The organism is Wolbachia endosymbiont (group A) of Epistrophe grossularia (genome assembly GCF_947251435.1).
In the GTDB taxonomy this organism is placed as follows: Bacteria; Pseudomonadota; Alphaproteobacteria; order Rickettsiales; family Anaplasmataceae; genus Wolbachia; species Wolbachia pipientis.
This window is the reverse complement of the sequence record NZ_OX366363.1, coordinates 816,873-830,226: the sequence shown is the minus strand read 5'-3', so window position 1 is coordinate 830,226 and position 13,354 is coordinate 816,873. Positions and strand designations below refer to the sequence as shown.

7 protein-coding genes are annotated in these 13,354 nt (G+C 35.6%); 6 read left to right on the top strand and 1 reads right to left on the bottom strand.

Annotated elements, in window-relative coordinates; genetic code table 11:
* The first annotated feature begins 126 nt into the window (after nt 1-126).
* The gene (locus tag OPR28_RS03950) at nt 127-270 is read left to right on the top strand and encodes a hypothetical protein (RefSeq protein ID WP_153801319.1); all 144 of its coding nucleotides are present in this window, start codon (nt 127-129) and stop codon (nt 268-270) included.
* Nucleotides 271-1,001: 731 nt separating this feature from the next.
* Here the strand turns inward: OPR28_RS03950 and OPR28_RS03940 are convergent.
* Nucleotides 1,002-2,537 carry a lysine--tRNA ligase gene (locus OPR28_RS03940; protein ID WP_265023550.1) on the bottom strand — a complete coding sequence of 512 codons (1,536 nt, stop codon included), beginning with the start codon at nt 2,535-2,537 and terminating at the stop codon, nt 1,002-1,004.
* Between the two features lie 108 nt (nt 2,538-2,645).
* Between OPR28_RS03940 and OPR28_RS03935 the strand changes: the two genes are divergently transcribed.
* From OPR28_RS03935 to OPR28_RS03915, 5 genes are read left to right on the top strand one after another with little or no spacing between them, the layout of a single operon-like run.
* Nucleotides 2,646-2,942, top strand: coding sequence for a type IV secretion system protein VirB3 (locus tag OPR28_RS03935; RefSeq protein WP_007548615.1), 297 nt, complete (start codon nt 2,646-2,648; stop codon nt 2,940-2,942).
* Nucleotides 2,943-2,951: 9 nt separating this feature from the next.
* Nucleotides 2,952-5,357 (top strand): VirB4 family type IV secretion/conjugal transfer ATPase, encoded by a 2,406-nt coding sequence (locus tag OPR28_RS03930; RefSeq protein ID WP_010962886.1) that lies wholly within the window; start codon nt 2,952-2,954, stop codon nt 5,355-5,357.
* Nucleotides 5,350-7,887: a TrbL/VirB6 family protein gene (locus OPR28_RS03925; RefSeq protein WP_265023549.1), complete on the top strand. Its 2,538-nt coding sequence runs from the start codon at nt 5,350-5,352 to the stop codon at nt 7,885-7,887. The genes OPR28_RS03930 and OPR28_RS03925 overlap by 8 nt, the downstream gene beginning before the upstream one ends.
* A gap of 9 nt (nt 7,888-7,896) precedes the next feature.
* Nucleotides 7,897-10,290 carry a TrbL/VirB6 family protein gene (locus OPR28_RS03920; protein ID WP_265023548.1) on the top strand — a complete coding sequence of 798 codons (2,394 nt, stop codon included), beginning with the start codon at nt 7,897-7,899 and terminating at the stop codon, nt 10,288-10,290.
* Complete coding sequence (locus tag OPR28_RS03915) at nt 10,287-13,268, top strand: TrbL/VirB6 family protein (protein WP_265023547.1); 2,982 nt, start codon at nt 10,287-10,289, stop codon at nt 13,266-13,268. The genes OPR28_RS03920 and OPR28_RS03915 overlap by 4 nt, the downstream gene beginning before the upstream one ends.
* Nucleotides 13,269-13,354 lie beyond the last annotated feature (86 nt).

The following is a 13,354-nucleotide window of genomic DNA, read 5'->3' as shown; positions in this document are numbered from 1 at the left end:
ATCCCGCTAACAAGCAGCGGGATGACGAATTACTATGCCGCCGCGAACCGTCATACCGTTGCAAACCGTCATACCGCGATTCATTCGCGGTATCTCTTAGCATAGATCCCGCTAACAGGTAGCGGGATGACAGTTGTCAGGCTAGCTGTCATCCAAGTAGCTCGACTACTTGGATCCAGGAAAAAGAATGGTGTCATGAAAGTAGCTGACACTGATTCCTTTATGATGGTGTCATCCCAGTGCCCAGACACTGGGATCCAGGAAACTTAATTGCAAGTAATGCATTGGATTTGGTGAGTATGGGTTTTGCGTTATAGAATGAAGCACTTTTGGTGAATTTATAAAGAAAGCTGGATCCCAGTGTCAAGCACTGGGATGACAAGGTATAAACCTTATCGTCATGCCGCCGCGAACCGTCATACCGCGATTCATTCGCGGTATCTCAGCTGCTAACAAGAGATCCCGCTAACAAGTAGCGGGATGACGGTTGTCGTTCAGCCACAAACATTAAGAAATTTACCAAATGAAAAAAAAGGCAAAAGAAGCCCCGTGGTTATTATCCGCTTTAAAATATTGGCGTTTTTTATGTTTTAAACGCTTGACAAGCGAAATTCAGCTGCTTTTAATTGCAACTAACTTACGCTGCAAACGTTTAAGAAATTTACTAAGCAGAAAAAAAGACAAAGAATCCCCGAGTTAGCTAGTCTTTTACTATCTCTGTCGAGTATTGGCATTTTTTGATGTCTTGTAACGCTTTATAAGCGCGTTCAGCTTATTTAGATAAAAATCTAGATGTAGATGAAGTTTTGTAAAGACATACAGTATCTATATACTGCAAAAAATTGAACATAAGACGCCGATACATTAAGTAATCCTTACCTTTTAATCTGCAGATTGGCGAAAGCAAATACAATAGCTTCAGTTTCATGATAAGGGGGCTAGCGGAGTTTGTCAAGGAATTCTTATTAAAACTAAAGAGCTCAAATGAAAGGAGGTAAACTCTAAAGTATACATTTAGTAGCGCTTTCTATGAGAGAAATCGTATTACCTATTCCGTAAAGCTTTATGAAAGATCCCATTCTTGGACCGGTTTTTTGGCCAAGTAACGTTTCATATAATAGCTGAAACCAGTCACGTAAGTTGGTGTAATCATATTTTTTTCCAATAGAAAATACCTGAGATTGAATTTCTTCAGCAGTAGCAGTTGTAGATAGAGAATGTAAAGTGTCCTTCAAATCTAGTAACGCTGCTTTTTCTTTTTCATTTGGAGTTTTATATGATTTTGTTGGCTTGATAAAATCGTGATAATACTTTACTGCAAAGTCTGAAAGTCTATCAAGCATTTTATTATTTTCTGGTGTAACGTTTGGTGCATAAGAGGATATAAAACCCCATAGGATCTCTTTGTTTTCAGCATTACAAGCTGCTGCTAGGTTTAAAAGTAGTGAGAAATTTATGCCTGAAGTTTCTATACTGGGAACATTGCCCTGGTGAATGTGCCAAGCAGGATTATTTATATCCTTTTCTTTGTTCTCATGATAACGCTTTACAAATTCTAAATATTCATCAGTTGATTTTGGTATCACATCAAAATATAAACGTTTAGCTTTTTTAGGACTCTGAAAAATGTACAATGCTAAGCTCTCTGTTGGTGCGTAAGTTAGCCACTCTTCAATTGAAATGCCATTTCCTTTTGATTTTGATATTTTCTTTCCTTCTTTATCAAGAAAAAGCTCGTAGCAAAACAGAAGTGGTGGCTTTTCTCCAAGTATTTCACATATTTGACTTGAAAGCACAGCAGATGGAGTTAAATCTTTTCCGTGAGCTTCGTAATTTACTCCAAATGCGGCCCACCTCATTCCCCAATCAGGTTTCCATTGCAGTTTACATTTTCCTTTTGTCACTGGAACTTCTATTTTTTCCCCGTTTGGGTCTTCATATGTGATTGTTCCTTTCTCTGTATTTGTTTCAATTACTGGAACTTGTAAAACTTGAGAAGTTTTTGGGCATATTGGCAAGAATGTACTATAAGTCTGCTGTCTTTCTTCCCGAAATGATGGAAGCATTACGTCCATCACTTTATCATAATTTTTCAGTAAGAGTAAAAGTTTTTCATCGTAAACGCCAGATTTATAACACTCTGTTGCACTCCTGAACTCGTATTCAAATTCAAACATATCAAGAAATTTACACAACAATGAATTCATATGATGACCATAACTCTGATGAGTGCCAAATGGATCAGGTATCATAGTCAATGGTTTATTTAAGTGCTCTCTTAGCATCTCTTGATTTGGCACATTATCTGGTATTTTTCGCAAACCATCCATATCATCTGAAACTGCAATGATTTTGGTTTTTATACCAGGAGCTATTTTTTTTAATGCATTTACAATAACTGTAGTGCGGAAAACCTCTCCAAAGGTTCCTATGTGGGGTAAACCAGAGGGTCCATAACCAGTTTCAAATATTATTTCTTTTTTATTAGGAAACTCTTGCAATATTTTTTCTGCTTCTTGAAATGGCCAATTTGTCATTATCGGGATTAAATAATGTATCTTAACTTAAAGTGCTACTAGTTTCAATGGATTTTTAATATAATGATATAGTATTAGTGTTAGAGCTATTATTAGAAGGTTAAAGATATGTCCACAGGTAGTATACAAACAGATCAATTATTTAAAGGTCTTACAAGACCTGCAATGCTCTTTGGTGTGAGTTATATGTTTGCAATATTAAACGTCCTGATTTGCATGCTAATTTTCATTAATTCAAATGATTTAAGAGTGATTCTCTTAATGTTACCAGGTATACATGGACTTGGTTATATAGCTTCTGCAAAAGAACCGTTGTTTATTGAATTATTTATGGTAAAATTGGGAAAGTGCTCGAAATGTTTAAATCGTTTTTACCATGGAGCCAATTCTTATGATATTGCTTAACGTTGTGTGATGCTGAGGTTTAGGGCTATTCAATCAAAGAATAAATCTACTCTGAACAGGGAAGTTCACGCTGCTGAATTTATTCCTTATTCTTGCTATTGGAATAGCACAACCTTGATGACAAAAGAAAATTGGTTGGTTAAGGTTATAAAATTAAGTGGTTTTGCATTTGAAACTGCCGATGACGAGGATTTAGTCATACAGAACAACATCAGGAATCAGATGCTAAGAAGCATTTCATCTCCGGCATTTAGTTTGTATTTTCATACTATCAGACGTAAGAAAAATATTTTTTCTGATGAATTTGCAAGTCAAGGTTTGCCGAATTTTTTCGCTAATCACGTAAATCTAAAATGGAGAGAAAAACACGCAACAAGGCAATCATTTATTAATGACCTATACATTACGATTATCCGTAGAGCGGACACAAAAGGAGTAGAATTTTTGTCACATCTACTAAAAAAATTCGGACATGTAACTTCAAAACATGCTTGGGAAAGTGATATACGTGCCACGTATGAAGATTTAGAGGAAACGACAAATCGTGTAGTGACAAGCCTTAGAAATTATTCGCCTAAAATTCTTGGAGTAAAAGAAACTCCAGATGGTTTGTTCTGCGAAATAATGGAGTTTCTATCTAGAATCGTAAATTGTGGCTTCGTTACAAATACGCTTTTTCCGCTAAGAACTGAAATATCAAGATACTTACCAGTACATAGGTTATTCTTTGGCCGTAAGATGATACAGGTTGTGACTCATAATGAGAGTAAATATGCTGGAATAATTAGTATCAAAGAATATGGAAATCATACTTCTGCAGGAATGCTTGATTCGTTTTTACAACTTCCTTACGAGTTTATAATTACGCAATCTTTTCAATTTATAAACAGGCAAATGGCGATTGGAAAAATGCAGATACAGCAAAATCGAATGATACAGTCTGCAGATAAAGCTATTTCTCAAATAGCAGAAATTTCTCAAGCGCTTGATGACGCAATGAGTGGTAAGATTGCGTTTGGTCAACATCACCTGACTATTTTATGTATAGAAAAAAGTCCTAAATCATTGGATAACGCTCTGTCGTTGGTAGAATCAGAGCTTTCTAATTGCGGTGTTTACCCTATACGTGAGAGAGTTAACCTTGAACCAGCATTTTGGGCGCAAATTCCTGGTAATTTCGATTATATAGTGAGAAAAGCTACAATAAGTAGTCTTAATTTGGCTGGATTTGCATCTCAACATAATTATCCTACTGGTAATAAATTCAATAACCACTGGGGAGATGCCGTTACAGTTTTTGACACGACATCTGGTACTCCATTTTTTTTCAACTTTCATATAAGGGATGTTGGACACACTATGATAATTGGCCCAACTGGTGCTGGTAAAACTGTTTTAATGAATTTCCTGTGTGCCCAAGCGATGAAGTTTTCTCCAAGGATATTCTTTTTTGATAAAGATCGCGGTGCAGAGATTTTCTTAAGAGCACTTAGTGGTATCTATACTGTAATAGAACCAAGAACTAAAACAAATTTTAATCCTTTACAACTTGATGATACCTCTGATAATAGAACATTTTTAATGGAGTGGATAAAGTCTTTAATTTCGGTATATAATGATAAATTTACTTCAGAAGATATTGCACGAATTAATGATGCAATTGAAGGAAATTTTAAATTAAGAAAAGAAGACAGATTCTTGAGAAACCTCGTACCGTTTTTAGGGCTTGCAGGTCCTGATACTCTAGCTGGGGCAATATCTATGTGGCATGATAATGGTTCTCATGCTGCAATATTTGACAATAAAGAAGATTTGCTAGATTTTTCACGAGCAAGAGTATTTGGTTTTGAGATGGCTAGCTTGCTCAAAGATCCTGTTGCTCTTGGACCGGTCTTGATTTATTTATTTCATAGGATTAGTATATCTCTTGATGGCACTCCATCTATTATCGTTCTTGATGAGGCATGGGCGTTAATAGATAATCCAGTTTTTGCACCCAAGATAAAAGACTGGTTGAAGGTACTGAGAAAACTAAATGCTTTTGTGATTTTTGCTACTCAGAGTGTTGAGGATGCAAGTAAAAGTACTATTAGCGATACGCTTGTACAACAAACAGCGACACAGATTTTTTTACCAAATCTGAAAGCTACTAGTGTCTATCGGGATGTTTTTATGTTAACTGAACGTGAATATATATTAATTAAGCACACAGATCCGAGTACTAGATTCTTTTTGGTGAAACAAGGAGTCAATGCTGTAGTAGCTAGAATAGACTTAAAAGGCCTGGATGATATAATCAACGTATTATCCGGACGTGCAGAAAGTGTTCTATTGTTACACGATATATTAAATGAAGTTGGGGACAACCCAAAAGTATGGTTGCCTATATTTTATCAGAAGGTAAAAAATGTTTAAGACTAAGCTGTCATTGCTATTAATTGCGATATTTTTACTAAATATAGACTTTTTACTCTCATATCCAGTGCTTGCAGATGGAGTAAGTGGTACTGACAAGACAGAATTTGTTAGCAGATTTAATTCCACTGGCAGTTTTAGTCGTGCCTCTAATCCTGATTGTGGAGCGTTTAAAACAGCTGCAGCACTTGCTGGAATAGCGATTGCTGTTGGCGCAATATTTACTGGCATTGTTTTGATCGTTTCTTCTGCTGGTTTGTTTACCGCTCTTGTTATTGTTGGAATGATAGCTGCAATTGTTGGAGTCTGGAAAGCGATAGGAGGGCTTGTTGTTTGTGAACATAGTTTTGTTAAACACCCAGTTGCACGTGATCATGATGGAAAATACAAAAATTTTAAATTAGAAGACACAGGTTATAGTGGCTGCACCAATGAAAATTACCAAACAGAAGAGGAATATTTTTCTTGTTTGCAAAATAAAGCTCGGGAAGACGTGAACAAAAAAGATTATGACGGGAAAAGAGCAGAAAAAGAAGCCTTAAATTCTAACGTTCAGGAGAGTACAGAGAGTTATTACTGGCCAAAAAACGGTGTGCAATACAGTGAATATATAGAAGTATGTCATCGAAACCCTTTAACTTTTGGTAATCTTTTTAACAAGAAAGACTTTGATTTCAGAAAAGAAACTGGATACATAGATTTTGATGTCAGGGAGAAAGATACTGGATATGTAGATGGGTCATGGTCCCCGAAGGTTGATGGTGAGCTGAAATGTAAAGTTCTCAAAGCAGGACAGAGCGAACCCATACATGGAGCTACATTTAAAGCAGTAAGAAAAATGGGCAGATTATGTGTGGAGTTAGCAAGTGTGAAAATGCTTGGTATCGAAATGACTCCTTGGCCGCAAGGGGTTGATATGGGGTGCACGGAATTGCCACCTGACCCACTTGCTCCTATGTGTGAAAAATCTGTGATGATATTCAAAAATAAAGATGGTACAGGAGAGGAAAAAGTTCCTATTGGTAATAATGATGACTATAAAACTATTATCAGATCTAAAGAAAAAAGACTCAACGGACAAGGGGGGAAAATTTTTGTAGGTTATGATAATGCTGGCTGTTTTAGCTCGTATGTTTCTGAAGCTTGTTATAACCAGGCAGGGAGTAAATCATTAGCTCCTATTCCCGTAACTTCTATGATAGTGCAATGCATTAAGGAATCGTTAGATAATTTAGTTGCAGGTAAAGGTGCACCAAATGGTGAGAGTTTTATATCTGTAGCACAGAAAAGGCTGAAAAACACTGTAACTGCTGTTTTAGTTTTAGCTTTAATACTGTTCTCTATAAAAGCCATGTCTGGTGGAGTTCAGAGGCCTCAAGAAATGTATATGTTGATCATAAAATTCGCTTTAGTGATTTACTTCACAACAGGCAGTACCATGTCTCATTATTATGGAGAATTAACTCGTCTCTCAAATGGTTTGTCAGAGATAGTGCTAAAAGCATCATCTGAAAGTAAAGGCATATGTAATTATAAAGCAGGTACAGATTATGAATATACTCGTGCAGGAAAGAGGGTATCTTACAGTTATCTTGCACCTTGGGATAGGCTTGATTGTAGAATTTTATTTTATTTAGGTGCCCCTTTAGATGGAATTGGTGGCAAAATTGGTACTGGAGGTGTTGCAACGTTAGCAGTCTTGCTTGGTGCTGCTCCTGTCTTATTAGTTGCAGGTTCGGTAATCGGTATTATTTTTGCTGGTGGACAGATTTTAATAGCTCTTGTTGCTATATTTATGGCCATTTTGCTGATGATGGTTATTTTGTGGCTGTGCTATGTATTTATTTTATCTCTAGTTGCTTTGAGTGTAATCATCATTTTATCACCTTTGTTCATCCCTATGGTTTTATTCCAACACACCAAAGGATATTTTGACGGCTGGGTAAGAGAATTGATCACCTATAGCTTATACCCGGTTATCCTTTTTGCGTTTTTGTCTTTTATGTTTATAGCATGTGATAAAATCTATTATAAAAATTTAAATTTTGAACCGGATAAGTCATATGAAAATAACCAAGCAAAACCCTCAGCTAGTAAGAAAAAACAGTGGTTTAAATTGAGAGATGGGGAATGTGATAACAATGAAACTACTCTTGCATGTATGATGCAAAATTATAGCTTTAAAAAGAGCAGCATACTTGGTCTATTTGATTTTACATACATGGAATTTGGCAGCTCTCTCATCGGAGAATTATTAAAATTGTGTTTAGTATTATTCCTCTTTTACCACTTTTTAAACATTCTTCCTGGCATGGCTGCTGAACTTGCTGGTAACCATAGAGCAGCACTTGGCTCAGGTCAGACACCTGGACAAATGGTGGGCAAAGCTTTATCTGCTGCCAAAGCTGCTGCTGGGGGTGTTGCTGGAGTTGCTGGTGCTGCTGCTAAGAAGTTGAGTGGTGGAGACAAGAGTAAATCTCGAGGTTCTGGTTCTAGTAGCTCCGAGAGTGTTAACAAAAGCACTGAATGAGTTGGATTTATGCTAAAATTTTTGCTGATAATACCGTTTTTTTTTCTGTCAGGCTGCGGGGAACATCACTGTATTAAGCCAGAAAATTTATCAGGTTTGCGTGAAAAACTAGATATAGTGTCAACAGAGCAGAAATGGGTTGATTCTGGTGTTAATATTTCAGATAGAATAAGAGTAACAGAGATTGATATAGTGCCTAGTAAGGTTAATTTTTGTCCTAAGCAGTATGCAGATTTTGCAATTGGGCCTGGGAGAAATGACGTTGCATTACCATTTGCACTTAAAAAAGGCGATACGATAAGCTTTAGTGTGATTGGAAGTAAAGTGTGTAAAGATAAAGAGAGTGAGACAAAAATCAGGTATTTGAAAATCGACGAAAAGTGTAGCGAGCAAGAAACGGAACATTTTGCACATGTTTTAAATCAAGAGAAATGCCAAGGTGGCAAGGATGGGATATGTCCTAATAAATATATAATAGGCGATGCGCAATGGTTGAGTGGAAGAGAGTACTGGTTTTCGAAGTTAGATCAAGATGAAAGAAAAAAGGAAATTGAAAATATTATTAACTCTATAAAACAAGGAGAGAATATAGATTGCAGCAAGCTTTCAGAGAGCAGTGCAAGTAAGATAGATACGCACATTTTAAATTCACTCTGTAGACGTATATGTAAATTTTCTTCTGGTCGTAGAGGCGAGGATTGCGTGTATATTGAATATAATAATATAGAAATTGAGCTATTCAATGCTTTAAATTCTAGTGGTGAATCTGTTGTTGCTGAAATTATTAGTAACGTATTAAAGGGAAAACAGGTAAAAACTGACATTACACTATTACGTGCTTACATGGATAATGAGAATTTTGAACACATTCCAGAAGGTGGTTTATGCACTAATTGTGATCACAAGATAAGAGATAACTATCGAACACCAAGATTAATTTTTAGTTTATGTAGTAGAAATGACAAGTACTGCTACGATCAAAATGACAAAGGTGGTTTCAATATAAGAGTAACAAAGAACCACAGTCTAGAAAATAGCTTGTATATAAGCGTCTCTGACAAACTTCCTGAGCATAAGCCTGGTGAAAACCAAGCGGATATATCTGTAGATATCAGCAAAGTTCATGATACTGAGTACATGGAAGGCTTAAAGGAAAAGTTAAAAGAAAAAAAAGGCACCATATATTACGGAATAAGAGACCATGGCTGCGATTACAAAAATGAAGGTCAGTTTAGTATTAACCTAACAACTAAAGAGCCACCTACAAAAACTTTTAGTGCAATATATAATTTCTTTGATGAAAAAGTGAAAACTGCATTTTTCGGCTCTAATTATAAAGACCCTAACGCAATTCACTCTGATACTAGTCCTGTGAAGTCTCTTTACGAAAGTTTTATAAAATCAAGCAGAACAAATACCATTAGATCTACTATAATATCACTATTAGTACTATATATAATCTTATATACTCTTTATTACTTTTTTGGATTAACTCATATTTCTATATATGAGTTTTTAATTATATGCGTAAAGATAGGAATCATCGCCCAGCTATTGCAGGATAATAGCTGGGACTTTTTTTATAACAACGCATTCTCTATATTTATTAACACTCCAAAACAACTAATAGAAATAGCAAATTTTAGAGGCACTACTTCAAATGTTTTTGAGTTTCTTGATTTGCCGCTCAATAGGTTCTTGTCATCGCATTCAGTATTGTTAATAGTATCTCTTATATTTTCTGGCCCTTTGGGCATTGTATCTTTTTGCTTGGTGATTTGGGGTTTAATCACAGTGAGCTTATCTATTTTTAATGCCTTATTTTCTTTTATTACATCTATAGCAATAGTTGCGTTATTACTTTCTTTAGCACCTATTTTTATTATTTGTCTTTTATTTGCGTATACTAGGCAGATGTTTCAAAACTGGGTTAAAAATTTAGCAAGATTTGCAATTCATCCAGTGGTCCTTTTAATTTTTATATCACTGATAAGTCAGGTTATGGATTATATTGTGTATTCAGTATTTGATTTTGAGGTCTGCTCTACATGTATACTTAATATTAACCTAAAGATTTTTAACCCTTGTATTTTTTATGGTTATGCTTCCAAATATACACCTAATATTACCGCTATGATGGCTTTTGTTATTTTGGGACACGCTATGAAAGCTTTAGTTGAAGCTTCTTCGGCAATATCTGACTCGTTGTTTGGTGCTTATGTAGCAAGCGAACCTGGAAGACAGTATCAACAAAGCTTAATGGGAACAGTAGGGTTAGATGAACAAAGCGTTCAAAGAAGAGAAAGAGGAGATGCCTCTCAACAGTCAGGTACGTCAAGACCTCAAATACCACAAGGGACTCAAAGGTCAACGCCTCAGATACCACAAGGAAGACAGCAATGATAAGTAAAAGATCACTATTGTTGATACTGTGTCTTGCAATCACTGGTTGTAATATGGATTGTGTCGAGCCTGGGTTGCAGAGCAAAAACACCAGCGTTAATGTGGATGTTCCAGTTCGTAAAGCCGATAAAATTCATTGGGTTGATTCTGGTCAGGTAATTAGTCAGGGTGAGAAAATCAAATTCACCCTCGATGGATCAGTAAATTTTTGCCCTTTTAAAGAAGACAAAAATCCAAGGAAAGTACTTGTGCCAGCTAGCTTTTGTGCTGATGGCTCAGAACCAAATTATAGTAAGGCTGCGGATATTAATAGTGTACCTAACAATTATGGTGTTAATGAAAGTAAAAACGAACTATGTGGTGGCAAAGGATTTGGCAGCAATAGACGTTATGTGGACACTGGAATTAAAGTAAATCCTGGTGACAAGTTAAGCTTCAGCTTAGTTCCCAGAAAAATAACAATTGATTACGACAATCCAGAAGGGAAAGGCATCAATTTTGATGACAATTGTTATAAAGCTGTAGAAAATGACCGTAAGGAAACTGTATATAAGAAAGCTACAGTGAGTGAAGTACATCAGGGGGGAGAGTTTTTTTGTGATGGTAAAGATGGTACAAAAAATAAAATACAATTTTTACCTCTTGATAAAACAAAAGCAAAGGAAAGCAAAGTGCTAGTTGGCAATGGGTATACCCCATATGATAATAAGGTGCATTTTAATAAAGGTTATATTCAAGACAACGAACCATGGGTATATGGTTCACTACTTGATTTACGCCGCGCTAAAATAGGATTGAACGAGTTATGTGATGGAAAAAACTGTAGTCTTGATGAGAGAAAAAAGTACTCCTCCTATGAGCTTAACTGTTACCATCAAAATATATGCTATACTGAGAAGGGTATATGGAACTATGGTTTAGGTCAAGCAGGAGAACGGAACTGTGTCTCCTCTATAAGGTATAAGAAGTACGATAAAGGAAATAAATGTGATATGTATTCTTATCTAGAAAAAATGGAAGGGAATGTTAAAGTAGGTAGTTTTACTGAAGATGATAAATCTTGGGCTGAGGCTCTTGTTGCAAAAATAAGCGATCCAGGTGATGCAAGTATTTCTGAAGGCAAGCGTAATGATATGAAGGGCGATGCTAAAGGTATTCAATGTCTTCCAAAAAGAGGAGAAGCAGGAAAGGAGAAAAATGATAAACTAGTATGCTCAAAAATCAGTGATAATTTTGAAGATTTTTCCTTAAAATTAAATCATGACTATCCAATAGGAAGTGTAACACCTGGTAGCAGTGTGATGCTCGCTATCGCAGATTATGGTCATTATTACTATAATAGAGGAGGGTACCATGTTAAAGTGACTAGATCATGTGAATATATTAATGGCGAAAAATTATATGTATATTTAGGTGATGAGCCACCTAAAGATTTGCATGGTGTGGGAACTAATGATTTTAAAGTGGTAGGAGTGAGAGAAAGAGTAAACGGAAAAGATGAGTACACCATATTAGATGTAATAAGCGGAGAACACTTTCAGAACGAAGAATCTAAGAAGATATATTTCGGCATCAATGTAAGCAACGTAGAGAGAGATGACATTACAGATAAAAATGGCAAATATTATGAAAATAATAAGTACACAGTAACTTTATTTGTTAAAAGAAAAATTAATGATTTTATTTCATCGAATGTAAACGGGGTATTTAAACTTATAAAAGAAGAAGTAATTGGGGACAGCGTTAAAGATTCATACAAAGGATATGCAAGAGGTCTTCTTCAAGGGGTAAGAGCTTTGCTTACTCTATACGTTATATTTACTGTCGTTGGCTATATGCTTGGAACAATACAGCTAAGTAAATTTGATTTCATTGTAAGAATGTTCAAGATAGCATTTATAGCTTTTGCCTTTAGCGATAGAAGCTGGGAACTTTTTGGTACAACTTTATCCAGACTTTTTATAGATGGTAGCACTTATTTGGTTGATAGCTTTTCTGGCTATATAGGGGAAGGGGGGAGAAAATTTGCATTCTTAGACTTGACAGCAGGAGTATTATTCACAGCAGAAACTTGGTTAAAGTTTTTATCATTGATGCTCTCTGGTCCTTTTGGCTTTATTGCATTTTTGGCAATACTCTACGCTACTTTTATGTTCTTAAAATGCATTATTAGCGCTACGTTTAAATATGTAATATCTACTGTTCTAGTGGCGTTTTTACTGTCATTAACACCTTTATTTATCGTATTTATTCTATTTCAAAAGACTAAACCCTTGTTTGATAATTGGATAAAAACGTTGGCTCATGTTTCATTAGAACCAGTCATTTTATTTTCATTTTTATCTCTTTTAAATCAGTTGATGTATTCAGTTTTATATAACCTCACAAATTTTTCTGCATGCTATCAATGTTTAATTAGCGTAAATTTCTTATCGTATGATCTGTGCTTGATGAAATCAATACTGCCTCTTGGATACAGTCCTGGCACTAGCGTTGATGTTGCACTCAGTACCGGAGAAAGGGCTGGTGGACACTTTGCAGCATTACCTATAGACCTAATCCAGGCGTTTATATACCTCATTATTGCCGGTGCAATGGAAGCTTTTGTTTCTATATCGGAAACTATGGTACAAACACTATTTAGCTCTGGTTATGGAGTTACTGGCGGTGTTGGTACAGTTGCTAAGAGCGCATCGCAAGCTATGCTGTCAACCGTTGGCCTTGATGATAAGACCCAAAGTATGATACAGAGTATCAAGCAGAAAATGAGTAAAGATCGGGGAAAAATTGAGGCTAAATTACCTAACACGCCAAAGCAACCAGACAAAAAAGAAGATTCTAAAGGAAGTTCTGATAAAACAACGAGTGATAGACCTAAAACATTAAAACAATCAGATCAGCAAAAAAATTCTGATGAAACAATAAGAAGTGATCCTAGTGCTAAAGCTAAAAACAAGGAAGAAAATGGAGAGGAGTAAGATATAAATGATATTATGGAGTAACTAATTAAAAAGATATTTTAAGTAAAGTTTTAGAAATTTATTCTGTATTTGGAAAAAGTTTA